The organism is Pseudomonas sp. EA_35y_Pfl2_R111, assembly GCF_963970955.1.
Classification (GTDB): domain Bacteria; phylum Pseudomonadota; class Gammaproteobacteria; order Pseudomonadales; family Pseudomonadaceae; genus Aquipseudomonas.
Genome location: NZ_CAXAOM010000002.1, coordinates 723,962 through 740,518 on the forward strand (window position 1 = coordinate 723,962; position 16,557 = coordinate 740,518).

Annotated in this window: 10 protein-coding genes; 8 read left to right on the forward strand and 2 right to left on the reverse strand. The window is 60.9% G+C overall.

Annotation, left to right across the window (positions count from 1 at the left end; translation table 11 throughout):
• The first annotated feature begins 40 nt into the window (after positions 1-40).
• Complete coding sequence (pyrC, locus tag AACY25_RS12010) at positions 41-1,087, forward strand: dihydroorotase (RefSeq protein WP_339411961.1); 1,047 nt, start codon at positions 41-43, stop codon at positions 1,085-1,087.
• Positions 1,084-1,755, forward strand: coding sequence for a ribonuclease T (rnt, locus tag AACY25_RS12015; RefSeq protein ID WP_339411962.1), 672 nt, complete (start codon positions 1,084-1,086; stop codon positions 1,753-1,755). Before pyrC ends, rnt begins: the two co-directional genes overlap by 4 nt.
• A gap of 96 nt (positions 1,756-1,851) precedes the next feature.
• Here the strand turns inward: rnt and AACY25_RS12020 are convergent, their stop codons facing one another.
• Complete coding sequence (locus AACY25_RS12020) at positions 1,852-6,693, reverse strand: NAD-glutamate dehydrogenase (protein ID WP_339524763.1); 4,842 nt, start codon at positions 6,691-6,693, stop codon at positions 1,852-1,854.
• A 185-nt stretch (positions 6,694-6,878) separates the two neighbouring features.
• On the opposite strand from AACY25_RS12020, the gene AACY25_RS12025 reads away from it, so the two are divergent.
• From AACY25_RS12025 to AACY25_RS12050, 6 genes are read left to right on the forward strand one after another with little or no spacing between them, the layout of a single operon-like run.
• Positions 6,879-7,838: an AAA family ATPase gene (locus AACY25_RS12025; RefSeq protein WP_090252347.1), complete on the forward strand. Its 960-nt coding sequence runs from the start codon at positions 6,879-6,881 to the stop codon at positions 7,836-7,838.
• Between the two features lie 5 nt (positions 7,839-7,843).
• Positions 7,844-8,785, forward strand: coding sequence for a DUF58 domain-containing protein (locus tag AACY25_RS12030; RefSeq protein ID WP_339411968.1), 942 nt, complete (start codon positions 7,844-7,846; stop codon positions 8,783-8,785).
• Positions 8,782-9,276, forward strand: a complete 495-nt coding sequence (locus AACY25_RS12035; RefSeq protein ID WP_339524764.1) for a DUF4381 domain-containing protein — start codon at positions 8,782-8,784, stop codon at positions 9,274-9,276. The genes AACY25_RS12030 and AACY25_RS12035 overlap by 4 nt, the downstream gene beginning before the upstream one ends.
• Positions 9,269-10,300, forward strand: coding sequence for a vWA domain-containing protein (locus AACY25_RS12040; RefSeq protein ID WP_339524766.1), 1,032 nt, complete (start codon positions 9,269-9,271; stop codon positions 10,298-10,300). The genes AACY25_RS12035 and AACY25_RS12040 overlap by 8 nt, the downstream gene beginning before the upstream one ends.
• Positions 10,297-12,060, forward strand: a complete 1,764-nt coding sequence (locus AACY25_RS12045) for a VWA domain-containing protein (RefSeq protein ID WP_339524767.1) — start codon at positions 10,297-10,299, stop codon at positions 12,058-12,060. Before AACY25_RS12040 ends, AACY25_RS12045 begins: the two co-directional genes overlap by 4 nt.
• On the forward strand, positions 12,057-13,697 hold the full coding sequence (locus tag AACY25_RS12050) for a BatD family protein (RefSeq protein ID WP_339524769.1): 1,641 nt from the start codon (positions 12,057-12,059) through the stop codon (positions 13,695-13,697). Before AACY25_RS12045 ends, AACY25_RS12050 begins: the two co-directional genes overlap by 4 nt.
• 499 nt (positions 13,698-14,196) lie before the next feature.
• On the opposite strand, the gene AACY25_RS12055 is transcribed toward AACY25_RS12050, so the two are convergent.
• Complete coding sequence (locus AACY25_RS12055) at positions 14,197-16,551, reverse strand: efflux RND transporter permease subunit (protein WP_339524771.1); 2,355 nt, start codon at positions 16,549-16,551, stop codon at positions 14,197-14,199.
• Positions 16,552-16,557 lie beyond the last annotated feature (6 nt).

The window sequence follows — 16,557 nt, forward strand, 5'->3', positions numbered from 1 at the left end:
GGTAGCATTCTCGCCACGTTTCGCCCGCCTGGAAGCTTCCATGACTGACCGCCTTACCCTGCTGCGTCCCGACGACTGGCACATCCACCTGCGCGACGGCGGCGTTCTGCCGCACACCGTCGGCGATGTAGCCCGCACCTTCGGCCGCGCCATCATCATGCCCAACCTGGTACCGCCGGTGCGCAACGCCAGCGAAGCCGACGCCTATCGCCAGCGCATTCTCGATGCCCGCCCTGCCGGTAGCCGCTTCGAGCCGCTGATGGTGCTGTACCTCACCGACCTGACTCAGCCTGAAGATGTGCGCACGGCTAAAGCCTCGGGCTTCGTACATGCGGCCAAGCTCTACCCGGCGGGTGCAACCACCAACTCCGATTCCGGCGTGACCAGTATCGACAAGATTTTCCCGGTGCTCGAAGCCATGGCCGAAGTCGGTCTGCCGCTGCTGGTGCACGGTGAAGTGACGCGCAGCGAGATCGATGTGTTCGACCGCGAAAAGGTCTTTATCGGTGAACACCTGAGCCGTGTGGTAGAACGCTTCCCAACCCTGAAAGTGGTGTTCGAACACATCACCACCCGTGATGCGGTGGAGTTTGTGCAAGGCGCTTCGGCCAACGTCGGCGCCACCATCACCGCCCACCACCTGCTCTACAACCGTAACCACATGCTGGTTGGTGGTATTCGTCCGCACTTCTATTGCCTGCCGATCCTCAAGCGCAACACCCACCAGGAAGCCCTGCTGGATGCGGCCACCAGTGGCAGTGCCAAGTTCTTCCTCGGCACCGACTCAGCGCCACATGCCCAGCACGCCAAAGAAGCCGCCTGTGGCTGTGCCGGCTGCTACACCGCCTACGCCGCCATCGAGTTGTATGCCGAAGCCTTCGAGCAACGTAATGCCCTGGATAAGCTGGAAGCCTTCGCCAGCCTCAATGGCGCCGACTTCTACGGCCTACCGCGCAACACCGACAGCATCACCCTGATTCGCGAAGACTGGACCGCCCCGGCGAGCCTACCGCTAGGCGAACTGTCGGTTATTCCTTTGCGTGCGGGTGAAACCCTACGCTGGCGCCTGCTGGAGGCAAACGCGTGAGCGAAGACCTGTACGAAGACGAACTAGAGAGCTCTAACTCCGGCCCGCGCCACCCTATGGCGGCGCGCTTTCGCGGTTACCTGCCGGTGGTCGTGGATGTGGAAACCGGTGGTTTCAACAGCGCCACCGATGCCCTGCTGGAAATCGCGGCCACCACCATTGGCATGGACGAAGGCGGTTTCCTTTATCCAGAGCACACCCAGTTCTTCCGCATCGAGCCATTCGAGGGTGCCAATATCGAGCAGGCGGCGCTGGACTTTACCGGCATCAAACTCGATCACCCGTTACGCATGGCCGTCACCGAAGAGCACGCGTTGACAGAAATTTTCCGCAGCCTGCGCAAATCGCTGAAATCCAACAGCTGCAAGCGGGCGATCCTGGTCGGCCACAACAGCAGCTTCGACCTGGGCTTTCTCAATGCTGCAGTGAACCGTACCGGCATCAAGCGCAACCCGTTCCACCCGTTCTCCAGCTTCGACACCGCCACCCTGGCGGGCCTCGCCTATGGCCAGACCGTACTGGCCAAAGCCTGCCAAGCCGCCGGCATCGACTTCGACGGCAAGGAAGCACACTCGGCCCGTTACGACACCGAGAAGACTGCCGAATTGTTCTGCGGCATCGTCAATCGGTGGAAAGAGATGGGCGGCTGGATGGACTTCGATGACTGACCTGCCCTTGTAGCGCAAAGCAGTCATCCATATAAAAGCCCCGCATCTGCGGGGCTTTTATATGCAACAGCGCAGGTCAAACCTGCGCTGCTTCTATCAGGCGCTTTGCGCCAGGTCCATCAACTCACGATTGGCCACAGCGTACATGGCGTAGTCGGTAGCAGTCGCGGCACGCAACTCTCCCAGCATCAACTTCCAGCGATCAACCAAACGGCGGTGCTGATCGAGCCACACGCCAACACGCCCCTCGATATCCGTCGGACCTTCAGCCATCTGCAATACCGATACGGTGATCGCACGCTGCTGCCAGTCCAGGTCATCGCGGAAGGCTTCACGGGCCAGCGCCTGCCAGTTGTTTTCCACCGGCAAACTGGTGATCTGCTGCAAGTACCAGGACAGTTCCAGCGAGTCGCCAATGGTGAAGTAAGCGGCTGCCACCTGGGCCGGTTCCTGGCCAGTGACATCCGATGCCTCGATAATTGGCAACAGGGTGTACAGATGGCTGGTGCCCGCCACAACACGGGCCAGAACCTCCGGCACACCGGCTTCGACATACGCCTGGAAGCGGGCCAGCCACTGCTCGCGGGCCGGGCCTTCGAGCAATTCGTCCAGACTCAGGGCCAGGGCTTCGACGCGTGGCGCAAAATGCCCCACATCGCGGGCCGCATCGAGGTCATTACGGCGGCTACGCAAGAACCAGCGTGTAGCCCGGCGACCCAAACGCATCAACTCGTCCATCATCTGCAACTGCAACTCGGCTGGCACCTTGGAGTCCAGCGCCTCAATCTGCTGCCACCAGTGCGGCAGACGGAACACATCACGCACGATCACATAAGCCCCGGCGACATTCGCCGCGCTCATGCCAGTGGACTCCTTCAGACGCTGCACGAAGGTGATGCCCATGTGGTTGACCAGATCATTGGCAATCTGCGTGCTGACGATTTCACGCTTGAGGCGATGGCGACGCATCGGCTCGCCGAACTTCTTCGCCAGCAGCGGCGGGAAGGCGGTTTCCATCTCGCGGGCCAGGTACTCATCGTCCGGCACCAGGGATTTCAGCAGCGATTCCTTGAGATCAATCTTGCTGTAGGAGATCAGCACCGATAGCTCTGGCCGGGTCAGGCCCAGACCATTGGCAGCACGCTCGTTAAGCTCGTCATCGGTGGGCAGAAACTCCAGGGCGCGGTCCAGCTTGCCGGCCGCTTCCAGGGCGTTCATCAGGCGCTTGTACTCGCCAACCCGCTCGCGGGCGCGGCGCTCGGCCAGCGACAACGCCTGGGTTTGCTTGTAGTTGTTACCCAGCACCAGACCGCCAACTGCGTCGGTCATTTCCACCAGCAGCTTGTTGCGCTGCTTACCGGTCATATCACCAGCACCGACAATTTCGCCGAGCAGGATCTTGATGTTTACCTCGTGGTCGGAGCAGTCCACACCACCGGCGTTGTCGATAAAGTCGGTGTTGCTCTTGCCGCCATAGAGGCCGTACTCAATCCGGCCCAGCTGGCTCATACCGAGGTTACCGCCCTCGCCCACCACCTTGGCGCGCAGTTCACGTCCATCCACGCGCAGCAGGTCGTTGGCCTTGTCGCCAACGTCGGCGTGGCTTTCCTTGCTGGATTTCACGTAGGTGCCGATACCGCCGTTCCACAGCAGATCCACTGGCGCCTTGAGCAAGGCGTTCAGCAGTTCGTTAGGCGCCAGCTTGTCCGCGCGGATGTCGAAGCGCTCTTTCATTTGCGGGCTGATGGCGATGCTCTTGGCGCTACGCAAGAAGATCCCGCCGCCAGCGGAAATCAGCTTGGCGTCGTAATCGGCCCAGCTGGAGCGCGGCAGATCAAACAGACGCTGACGCTCAACAAAGCTTTTCGCCGCGTCCGGGTTGGGGTCGATAAAGATGTGCATATGGTTGAAGGCCGCGACCAGCTGCAAGCTTTTCGACAGCAGCAGACCGTTACCGAACACGTCACCGGCCATATCGCCAATGCCAATCACGGTGACGGGGTCGTTCTGCACATCAATACCGCGCTCACGGAAGTGGCGCTGCACGGAAACCCAGGCGCCCTTGGCGGTGATGCCCATGCCTTTGTGGTCATAACCGGCCGAGCCGCCCGAAGCGAACGCATCGTCCAGCCAGAAGCCGTATTCGGCAGCAATGCCGTTGGCGATATCGGAGAAGGTCGCGGTGCCTTTGTCGGCGGCCACCACCAGGTATGGGTCGTCGCCATCGTGGCGTACCACGTTCTGCGGTGGCACCACAGCACCGTCTTTGAGGTTGTCGGTGATATCCAGCAGGCCGCTGATAAAGATGCGGTAGCAGGCAATGCCCTCGGCCAGCACATCATCACGGCTGCCGCCGACCGGCAGTCGCCGCGGGATAAAGCCACCCTTGGCGCCCATCGGCACGATCACCGCGTTCTTCACCTGCTGCGCCTTGACCAGGCCCAGCACCTCGGTGCGGAAGTCTTCTTCACGGTCCGACCAGCGCAGGCCGCCACGCGCTACGTCGCCAAAGCGCAGGTGCACGCCTTCAACACGCGGCGAGTAGACGAAGATTTCGAACTTCGGCGTCGGCCGTGGAATATCCGGAATCGCCCGCGGGTTGAGCTTGAAGCTGAAGTAGGACTTGTTCTGCCCGGCCGCGTCGGTCTGGTAGAAGTTGGTGCGCAGGGTGGCTTTGATCAGGTCCAGATAGCGGCGCAGGATGCGGTCTTCGTTAAGCACCGCAACGTTGTCCAGGGCAGCGAGAATCGCCTGCTCGAGCTTCTGCTGCTTGTCTTCCAGGTCATCAGCGGTGAGTTTGCGCGCCAGGTAGAAGCGCGTCTTGAACAGGCGCACCAGCTCCTTGGCGATATCGGCATGATTGACCAGAGTGCTGGCGATATAGCTGAGGTCGAAGCCCAGGCGAATCTGCTTGAGGTAGCGCGCGTAGGCACGCAGCAGCGCCACATCACGCCACGGCATTGCGGCCATCAGCACCAGACGGTTGAAGCCGTCGTTCTCCGCCGCGCCGCCAACGATATTGACGAACGCGCCCTGCAGCGTGTCGTTGAGCTGCTGGATGTCGACATCCAGACCTTCGGCATAGGTGAAGGCGAAGTCGTGAATCCAGAACTCACGACCATCAGCACGACGCAGCTTGTAGGGGAACTCGCCGAGTACGCGCAGGCCGAGGTTTTCCAGAATCGGTAGCACGTCCGACAGCGGCAGCGGCGTATCGGCGTGGTAAAGCTTGCAGTGCAGTTGCTGCTCACCTTGGGTCAGCGGCTGGTAGAAGCTCATCACCAGTTGGCGCTCGGTATTCAGGCTGAGCAAGTGCTGCATGTCGACCACCGCCGAATGCGGGGCAAAGCGCTCACGGTAACCGGCCGGGAAGCCGCCCGGGAATTCGCTGAGCACTTCAGTGCCCTGGGCTTCGCCGAGGCTTTCGACGATCAGGCTGGTGTAATCGTCTTTCCACGAACGGCAAGCCTGGATGACTTCTTTTTCCAAGCGCACGGGGTCGAGCTGCACACGGTTCTTCGGGTCGACCTTGAGGATGAATTGCACCCGTGCCAACACCGACTCGGAGAAGAACGTCCAGAACTCACAATCGAGCCCCTGCAAACGCTCCATCAACACCTGCTGGATCTTCATGCGGGTTTCGGTGGAGTACACATCGCGCGGCACATAGGCCAGGCAGTAGCAGAAGCGCCCGTAAGGGTCACGGCGCACGAACACGCGGATCTTGTTGCGTTCTTGGATCTGCACAATGGCCAGGGCTGTGCTGAACAGCTCATCCACCGGCGTCTGGAACAGGTCATCGCGCGGCAACACTTCCAACACTTGAGCCAACTCTTTGCCCAGATGCGCACTGCTGTCGAAGCCCGAACGCTGCTCGATCACTGCCACCTTGCGGCGGATATACGGGATATTCCACACGCTCTCGGCATACACCGCCGAGGTGTAGAGGCCCATGAAACGGCACTCCTTGATAACGTTGCCCTTGCTGTCCAGCTCACGAATCGACACAAGATCCGGATAGGCCGGACGATGCACGCGACTCGGTACGGCAGCCTTGGCAAAAGACAGCAACTGTGCCCCACGCAAGTAACTGACGGCTTCCGCTTCGATGTGCGTGTCAGTGGCCGAAAGGCCCGTGCGCAGACGCTTGGACAGACCCAGCAGGGATTTTTCGTCGTAAACGATACTGCCGCCATTGGCACTGTCGGCAACGGTGAACTCTTCATAACCGAGGAAGGTGAAATGATCATCGAGCAACCAGCTCATGAACACTTTGATCTCTTCCAGCTCAGCGCCTTCGACCTTGAGTTTGGCCTTATCCAGCCAGGCACGCAGCTCCATAGCCTTAGCCTTCATCGACTGGAAGTCCGCCACACTCAGGCGTACGTCGCTGAATACATCATGCAGGGCTTTTTCCAGAACTTTCAGCTCGCCTGCGCTGGAGCAACGGTCGATTTCCAGGAACATCAGCGCTTCTTGCTGCACATCCTTGCCCTGGGCGCCCTTGGGCAGAATTTCCTGCAGTTCGCCGCTCTTGTTGCGGCGCACACTGAACACGCTGTTCTGCAGGGTGTGGATGCTGTAACCGCGACGATTCAGCTCCATGCGTACAGAGTCAACCAAGAACGGAATGTCGCTGTGCAGAATTTCCACGGCAGTGTGGGTCGACTGCCAGCCGTGTTTTTCATAATCAGGGTTGAATACCCGTACTTCGGGTTTGGCCGGTTCAAAACGCTCCAGCAACCGCCAGGACGACAAGGTGCAGCCGACCAGATCAGAGAGGCGACGCTGAGTCAGCTCCTCGAGGGCGATGATGCCGAAGAATTGCTCGGCGAACAGGGCTACTTGTGGCAGAGCCTGTTCACTGACGTGCTGCGCCAGCGCCGTTTGCAGATGATGCTGAAAATCGGCTTTGCTGGCCGCCGTAAAGAACGCCATGGGTTTGCTCCGTTTGGCTTGTTATTCGTCAGGGGACTCGATCAAGGCAGTCGCGAGTAATGACCTTCGCCACAACCTTGTTGTTCAACGTTAGTCTAGGAGGCAGCGATTGCATTAAAGTGGCTGCCACTTAACTCTGGCGAGATTCAAGACTCGCTGGTCACATTTGCCGGATGAGCTTAACGATGGAACACCGTGAAGCGCTTGTCGCGCTGCGACATTTTCTTTCAAGTCAGATCCTCGGCCAGGAAAAACTCATCGAAAGGCTGCTGATTGCCTTGCTCGCTGATGGTCACATGCTGGTTGAGGGCGCCCCCGGGCTCGCCAAGACCAAAGCGATCAAGGAGCTGGCCGAAGGCATCGAGGCCGAGTTTCACCGCATCCAGTTCACCCCCGACCTGCTCCCGGCGGATATTACCGGCACCGAGATCTATCGCCCTGAAACCGGCAGTTTTGTGTTCCAGCAGGGGCCGATCTTCCACAACCTGGTGCTGGCCGATGAGATCAACCGCGCGCCAGCCAAGGTGCAGTCGGCGCTGCTCGAAGCCATGGCCGAGCGTCAGGTCAGCGTCGGCCGTAGCACCTATCACCTGTCGCCGCTGTTTCTGGTAATGGCCACGCAGAATCCGATTGAGCAAGAAGGCACCTATCCGTTGCCCGAAGCCCAGCTCGACCGCTTTTTGATGCACGTAAAAATCGGTTTTCCGGACGCCAGCGTGGAACGCAAGATCCTCGCCCAGGCTCGTGGCGAAGCGCTCAACGGTGAAACCAAGCCCGAGCAGTTGGTCAGCCAGCAAGCGATCTTTGCCGCGCGCCAGGAAATCCTCGGCCTGTATATGGCCGATGCCGTGGAAGAGTATTTGGTGCAATTGGTGATGGCCTCGCGCACCCCGGCCAAGTTTGACCCGGAACTGGCCGAGTGGATTGCCTACGGCGCCAGCCCACGCGGCTCGATTGCCCTGGACCGCTGCGCACGGGCCCACGCCTGGCTGGCCGGGCGGGATTTTGTCAGCCCGGAAGATATCCAGGCCGTGCTGTTCGACGTGCTGCGCCACCGCATCATTCTGTCGTTCGAGGCGGAAGCCGCCGGCATCGACCAGGACCGCGTGGTGCAGCGCATTCTCGACGTCGTGGCGGTCGCCTAAGCACCATGCACGACCAACCCACGCAGCCCGGCATTCGCGTCAGCCTCGGCGAACTGATCGAGATGCGCCACCGTGTGCGTGAGGTGCAACTGTTTTCCACCCCGGCGCGGCGCAGCCCGCTGATTGGCCTGCACCACTCCAAGCTGCGTGGGCGCGGCGTGGACTTCGATCAGGTGCGTGTATACCAGCCCGGCGACGACGTGCGCACCATCGATTGGCGCGTCACCGCGCGCACCCAAGAACCGCACACCAAGTTGTTCCATGAAGAGCGCGAGCGGCCGATCTACATCATGGTCGAGCAGAGCCGGCAGCTGTTCTTCGGTAGCGGCCTGATGTTCAAATCGGTGCTCGCGGCCCAGGCCGCCAGCCTGATCGGCTGGGCCGCCCTGGGCCATAACGACCGCATCGGCGGCTTGGTATTCGGCGACCTGGAACACCACGAAATCAAACCTCGACGCAGCAAACAAAGTCTGTTGCAACTGCTCAGCCGCCTGGCCAAGGCCAATCAAGCCCTGAGCAACGACAGTCAGGGCGGCCGTGACAGCTTTGGCCTGGCCCTGCGCCGCGCCCGCGAAGTACTGCGCCCCGGCAGCCTGGTGGTGATTCTGTGTGATGAACGCACGCTGAGTGACAGCAGCGAACAGCAGTTGCTGCTACTCGCGCGGCACACCGACCTGTTGCTACTGCCTTTGTCCGACCCGCTCGACCATGCCCTGCCGAATGCCGGCCTGCTGCGCTTTACCGAACACGGCGCGCAGCTGGAGCTGGATACCCAGGATGCCGAACTGCGCCAGGCCTACCGCAGCCTGGCCGATGCGCGCCAGACGCGCTGGCAACGCCTGGCGCAGAAACTCGGCGTACCGCTGCTGGCCCTGAACACCCAGAGCGAGATGATCGAGCAGCTGCGTGAACACCTGAACGCCCAGCGCCCGAGGAAAACCCTGTGAACCCGCTGGACCAACTCGAACCGCTGATCACCCCTGCGCCCATCAGCTGGTGGCCGCCGGCACCGGGTTGGTGGCTGCTCGCGGTTCTACTGCCGCTGCTGTTGTGGGCAGGTTTCAAGCTGCTGAAACGCCTGCCACGCAAGACGGCCGGGAAGTCCGCCGAAGCCCCGCTTGATCCATTGCGCCAAGCCGCGCTGAACGAACTCGAACGTTTGAGCAAGCCCTACGACGGCGTCGATGCCGGCCCCTGGCTGCAACAGCTCAACGCCATACTCAAGCGCCTGTGCCGTGAGCGTTATCCGCAAAGCAACAGCCATGTTCTCAGTAGCCGCGCCTGGTTGGCTTTTCTCGATAGCCGCTGCCCAGCCGCCGGCCTGACCCGCTGGATGATCCTGGTAGAAGGCGCCTATCGTCCGCACTGCAGCCTGGATGACAGGGCCATCGCCGGCCTCAACCAAGCCGTGGCGATCTGGATTCGCAAACATGTTTGAGTTTGCCTGGCCCTGGGTCTTTCTTATCGCCCCGCTACCCTGGCTGCTGCGCGCCTGGTTGCCGCCTGCCGACAGCGGTGAGGCGGCGCTGAAAATCAGTTTTTTGGCCGAGCTGGAAGGCTTAAGCGGCCGCCGCGCCCGCGTGCGACTGCCCGCCCTGCGGCAACAGGCACCGTTTGCGCTGATCTGGCTGCTGTTGCTGCTCGCCAGTGCCCGCCCGCAGTGGCTAGGCGAACCACTGCCGCAGCCAGCCAGCGGCCGCGACCTGCTGCTGGCGGTGGATGTATCTGGTTCCATGGATTACGCCGACATGCTCTGGGAAGACGAAGAGATCAGTCGCCTGAGCCTGGTCAAACACCTGCTCGGTGACTTTATCGACGGCCGCCAGGGTGATCGGGTCGGCCTGATCCTGTTCGGCAGCCGCGCCTACCTGCAGTCGCCACTGACCTTTGACCGGCAGACCGTGCACACCTGGCTGGATGAGGCGCAGAAAAACATTGCCGGCCCGCAGACCGCCATCGGCGACGCTATTGGCCTGGCGGTAAAACGCCTCCGTGAGCGTCCCGCGCAAGGTCGCGTCCTGGTGCTGGTCACCGACGGCGCTAACAACGCCGGTGAAATTGATCCCATGACCGCTGCACGTCTGGCCGCCGAGGAAAACATCACCATTTACCCGATTGGCATCGGCGCCGACCCGGAACAAGGTGGCGTGCTCGGTATGCTCGGCTTTAATCCCGGCATTGATCTGGACGAGCCAAGCCTGCGTGCGATTGCCGAGACCACAGGTGGCGAATACTTCCGCGCCCGTGACAGCGAAGAACTGCAAGCCATCGAAGCCACCCTCGACCGCCTCGAACCGGTGGCGCAGAAGCCGACGCTGGCGCGGCCGACCTTGCCACTCTATCCCTGGCCACTGGGCCTGGCCTTACTGCTTAGCCTGCTGCTGGTCAGCCAGACACTCTGGCCGAGCCTGCAACAACGCTGGCGCAATCAACTGACACGGCTGCGGGGGAAACAGTCATGAACGAATTGACCAACCTCTGGCCGCACTGGCAGCGGCCTTTCTGGCTGCTGCTGATTCCGCTGCTGGCCATTCTGCTCTGGCAACTCTGGCACCGGGAAAAGCGCACCGGCCGCTGGCAAGCGCTGCTGCCAGCGGCATTCCAGGCCGCCCTGCTGACAGCCACTGGCGGGCGTAACAGCCGTCTGCCCTGGTTCGCCCTTGGTCTGGCCTGGCTACTCGCCCTGCTGGCATTGCTCGGGCCAAGCTGGCAACGCATTGAGCAACAGAACCCCAAGCCGGCCGACCCACTTGTGGTACTGCTCGAACTGACCCCGGAAATGCTCGCCAGCGATGCCTCGCCCAACCGCCTGGCCCAAGCCAAGCGCAAGCTGCTCGACCTGCTGCAGGCGCGTCAGGATGCGCAAACCGCAATCGTCGTCTATGCCGGCAGCGCACACACCCTGGTGCCGCTGTCTGACGATTTGAGCACCAGCCGCAACCTGCTCGACGCGCTGAGCCCCGGGATCATGCCCGAACCCGGGAAGCGCGCCGACCTGGCGGTAACCAAGGCCCTGCAACTTCTCGAACAGGGCGCCCAGGGCAATGGCCGTCTCCTGCTGCTGACCAGCAGCCTGGATGAAACCCAACGCCAAGCGATCACCCAGGCGCTTGGCCGCCGTGGCGAGCGCCTGCATATTCTCGGAATTGGCAGCACGCAGGGCGCGCCGATCATTCAGGAAGACGGCTCGTTCCTCAAGGACGCCCAAGGCAGCATCCTGTTGCCGCGCCTGGACAGCAACGGCCTCAAGCGCTTTGCCAATGAACTCGGCGGCCAGTATCAGGGCGTGACGCTGGATGAACGCGACCTGCGCAACCTGGGCCTGCTCGATGCGCCGCAACAACTGCGCCGCGATGGCGAGCTGACCCGCCTGCAAGCCTGGGCCGATCAAAGCCACTGGCTGCTCCTGCCACTGCTGTTACTCGCCGCCTGCGCCGCGCGCCGCGGCTGGTTGCTGTGCCTACCACTGTTGCTGCTGAGCCTGCCGCAGAATAGCTACGCCTTCAGCTTCGATGACCTCTGGCTGCGTGCCGACCAGCAAGGTCAGCGCCTGCTTGAGGCGCAACAACCGGCGGCAGCGGCGCAGCGTTTCAACGATCCGCGCTGGCAAGGTCAGGCGCTCTACCAGGCCGGCGATTACGCTGCGGCCGCCGAACGCTTTGCCAATGGTGAAACCGCCAGCGACCATTACAACCGTGGCAACGCCCTCGCGCGCAGCAATGAACTGGAAGCCGCCGTGGATGCCTACACCCAGGCGCTGGAATTGCAGCCCGACTTGGCTCAGGCACAAAAGAACAAAGCCCTGGTCGAAGAACTGCTACGCCAGAACCAGCAGCAACAGCAGCAGAATCAAAGCGACAACCCGCAAGACCCCGACGAGCAGCAGAATCAGCCCAGCAGCCAGCCGCAAGCAGGACAGTCCGACCCGAATGCCCAGCAGCAGGCCGAGCAATCACCGGCCAAGCCGTCGGAGCCTGAAGGTGAGGATGAGAAACCCGCACAACCCGGCGCAGACCAAGACGCAGATACACCGCCAAAACAACCAGAAGAAGATAACAGCGACAGCGGCGAAGAACAGATTGCCAGCGCCGAGCCGGCCCTTGACGGCGAACGGCGCCAGGCATTGGAACAATGGCTACGGCAGATCCCCGATGATCCGGGCGAGCTGCTGCGGCGTAAATTCAGGCTGGAACAACAACAGCGCCAGGAACAACTGCAATGAGCCGACTGCTCTGTACCCTCCTACTTGGCTTGCTCTCCCTGAACGTCAGTGCGCAAAGCCTGACCGCCAGCGTTGACCGCACCCGCCTGGATGCCGGCGAAAGCGTTGAGCTGATCCTGGAATCGGATGACGCCACCCTCTTCGGCAAGCCCGATCTGCAGCCGCTTAATGAGCTATTCGAGGTACTCGGCACCCGCCAGGTCAACCGCCTGACCAGCGGCAGCAATGGCGCCCAGGCCAGCACCCGCTGGATCGTCACCCTGCAACCCAAACACAGCGGTTACGTGGTGATACCGCCGCTTAACCTAGGCCAGCTGCAAAGCGAACCGATTACCCTGCACGTCCAGCAGGCCGCCAGCGCCGGCGACAGTCGCCTGGCCCCAGTGTTTATTGATGCCAGCCTGGATCAGGAAAGCGTCTACGTGCAGGCGCAAACCGTGCTGACGCTGCGCATCTACCACTCCGTTTCGCTTTACGACGACAGCAGCCTGACTCAACTGGACATGCCCCAAGCACGCGTTGAAGCACTCGGTGAGCCGCGCACCTATGAGAAAGACATCAATGGCGTACGCCATGGCGTGATCGAGCTGCGTTACGCAATCTTCCCCCAGGAAAGTGGCGACCTGCTGATTCCCTCACAGGCCTTTACCGCCACTGCGGTTGATCGCTCCAGTAGCAATGCCTACAACCCGTTCGGCCCACGCCCAGGCAAGGTTGTACGGGTCCGCTCGCCGGAAATCCCGCTGACGGTAAAAGCCAAACCGACCAGCTACCCGGCCGATGTCCCTTGGTTGCCAGCACGCGCACTCAGCCTGAGTGAAGTGTGGAGCCCGCAGCCAGAAACCGCCCGCGTCGGCGATTCACTGACTCGCAGCCTGCTCCTCAAGGTCGAAGGCCTAGCCAGCGCGCAATTACCTCCCTTGCCAGCCACCCAGGTTGCCGGCCTGCGCCGTTACCCCGACCAACCCCAATTAGCCAACCAGGCTAACGACAACGGCCTGGTGGCCAGCCGTGAAGAACGCGAAGCGCTGGTGGCCAATCGTGAGGGTGCGATAGCCCTGCCGGCAATCGAAGTGCTGTGGTGGAACACCAAAACCGATCAGCTCGAACGCAGCAGCTTGCCCGCGCGTAGCCTGCAGGTAGCTGCCAACCCGAACCTGGAAACCCTGCCAGTTGAAGCAACACGCCCTGCAGTCAGCGAGGTGGCCAATGCACAACTCTGGCCCTGGCAGCTGAGCAGCGCACTGCTCAGCCTGACCACCCTGCTCGGCTTTACCCTGTGGTGGCGCGCGCGCCGTCAGCCTCCCGTATTGCCTAGCCAGCAGACTGGTCCCAGCCAACGCAATCTTCTTGATGACCTCAAGCGCAGCTGCCTGGCCAATGACTCACAGGCCACCCGCCATGCACTGGATGCCTGGGCTCGCCAGCAACCGGAAACTCTGGCCGATATGGCCGCCCGCTTTACCCCGCTGTCTGATGCGCTCGACGGCCTGAATGGCGCGCTATACAGCGAAAGCGGCCAACACTGGCAAGGCCGCAACCTGTGGCTGGCGATTCGCAGCCTACCTGCCGTAGAAGACCTCGAAGGCACCGCCAACCCGGACAGCAGTACGCTGCCTCCGCTGTATCCGCGCTAACTGCAATGTAATCAGAGAGCCGGCACGCGCAGCTTTCGCAGGGCGAGTGTGTGGCGCAAAGCCGGACTTGAGCATCAACTACGCAATCTGTGCGTCACCTAACCCTGCAGCGGTCATCGGATTGCCTCGCTAACGGGTTGCGGGCCGGCCATGTAGGCACGAGTACAGACCGTGGGAGGGGCCGGGCGGCGTTCAGCTTTAGCCGCGACCTTTTACTATTTCAGCGCGTAGCCCGAACAAGCGCAGCGCAGTCCGGGGCATGGATGCTTTCGCAGTGGCCTGTGAGTTGGGCGGAGACTGCCTACCGGATTGCGCCAAGGCTTATCCGGACTACGACGCCCGCTGTTGTGGGAGCGCCCTTGGCCGCGAAACTTCTAGAGCCAAACACGATTCGCGGGCAAGTCCACGCTACAAAAGCCATCTGCAAACCTAACCCATAGACAATAAAAAACCGCGACCCAAGGGCCGCGGTTTTTAGTGTGGCTACTGCGTATCAGGCTTAGGCCTTGTTGCGCAGCTTCTCCGGGTTGATCAGGAAGCGGGCCAAAGCAGGCAGCAGCCAGATCGCGCCGATCATGTTCCAGAGGAACATAAAGGTCAGCATCAGGCCCATGTCGGCCTGGAACTTGATCGCCGAGAAGATCCAGGTTGCTACACCGATCGCCAAGCAGACACCGGTGAACAATACGGCCTTACCGGTCGACTTGAGGGTCTCGTAGTAGGCATCCTGTAGCGACAGACCCTGACGCAGGTACGTCTCTAGTCGACTGTAAATATAGATGCCGTAGTCGACACCAATACCCACACCCAAGGCGATTACCGGCAAGGTCGCGACCTTCACACCGATGCCCATATAGGCCATCAACGCGTTGCCCAGTACCGAAGTCAGCACCAGCGGCAGGATCACACAGAGAGTTGCTGCCAGCGAACGGAAGGTCAGCAGGCACATGATGCTCACAGCCGCATACACAGCGATCAGCATGGTGGTTTCGGACGCTGCAATCACCTCGTTGGTGGCCGCTTCGATCCCGGCGTTACCGGCTGCCAGGATAAACTCCAGACCTTCCTTGTTGTTTTCCTTGGCAAAGTCTTCGGCTACGTCAACCACACGAGACAGTGTCTCCGCCTTATGGTCGGTGAGGAATACCAGCAGCGGCGCTACCGAGCAATCACCGTTGTACAGACCATCGGCCCGGGCAATGGAGTTGTTCAGCACGTCCTGATTACGCGACAGGGTTTCCCATTTCAGGTTGCCCTCGTTCATGCCCTTGATCACCTGACGCGACACGGTGACCATGGAAATGGCCGACTGCACGCCTTCAGTGTTCTCCATCTTCCACATCAACTCATCCATGGCCGACAACGTCGGGTAAGTCGAGCAGCCTTCAGGCGCCGTCTTGACCATGATTACCAGTACATCGGAACTGGTGGAGTAGTTGCGGATGACGAAATCGTTATCCAGGTTGTAGCGCGAGTCTGGATGCAATTCAGGCGCACCCTGATCGAGGTCACCGATCTTCAGGTTCTGCCCGTACCACACGCCGCCAGCCAGCGCCGCGATGGCCACCACCACGGAAATCGGCGCCACCATTGGGTGGGCACACTTGGACAAAAAGCGCCAGAAGGGGTGTTCCTTGCAGGCCTCTTCACGGCTGATATTCACCGCCTTCTTGCTGATGCCAACATAGGAGATCATTACTGGCAGCAGAATCAGGTTGGTCAGAATGATTACCGCCACCCCCATGGATGCGCCAATCGCCAGCTCACGGATCACACCAATATCGATCAGCAGCAGGGTGATAAAGCCCACGGCATCCGACAGCAGCGCCACCAGCCCCGGAATAAACAACTGACGGAAAGCCATACGCGCGGCGGATAGTGAGTCGGTCGCCTCACCCGAGGCCATGGCAATGCCGTTGATCTTCTGCACGCCGTGGGAAATACCAATAGCGAAGACCAGGAAAGGCACCAGCATCGAGTACGGATCGAGCCCGAAACCCAAGGTATGCAGCAGCCCCAGCTGCCAGACCACCGCGATCAGCGTGGTCAGTACCACCGCCAGGGTGCTCTTGAAGCAGTGGGTGAACCACAGCAACAGGACGAAGGTGATGCCGATTGCCACGGCAAAAAACAGCGCCACACCAATCAGACCGTCAATCAGATCACCAACTTTCTTGGCAAAACCGATGATGTGGATTTTGACGTTAGGATTCTGCGCCTGGTATTTATCGCGAATCTTCTCTTCCAGCTCGTGGGAGAACTTCTGGTAATCCAGCGGGATCTGTTTGCTCTGGTCATTCGGGTCGGCATAGGTTTCCAGCAACGGCAAGTCAACGATGCTCGACTTGAAGTTGTTGGCCACCAAACGGCCAATCTGCCCGGACTTGAGGATGTTGCTGCGCAGCTCTTCGAGGCTTTCCGCAGAACCGTCGTAGGTTTGCGGAATTACTTCGCCGCCGGCAAAACCTTCTTCAGTCACTTCGGTCCAGCGTACGCTTGGGCTCCACAGCGACTTCAGGCCGGAACGGTCGACGCCTGGAATATAGAAGGCTTCGTCGTTGATCTGACGCAGCGTCTCCATATATTCCTTGCTGAAGATATCGCCATCCACCGCTTCCACCGAGATACGCACGGTATTACCCAGGTTCGCCAGGTCATTGCGGTGCTCGAGCATCTTCTGGATATAGGGATGCCCCAGCGGAATCATCTTCTCGAAGCTGGTCTGCGGACGCACCTGCGCCGCCTGGAAGAACAAAAACAGACTGATCAACAGGCACAGCAGAATTACGGCCGGGCGATTGTTGAAGATCAACCGCTCCAAGAAGGAGGCAGGTTGTTGTTGATGCTTACTCATGCAAAG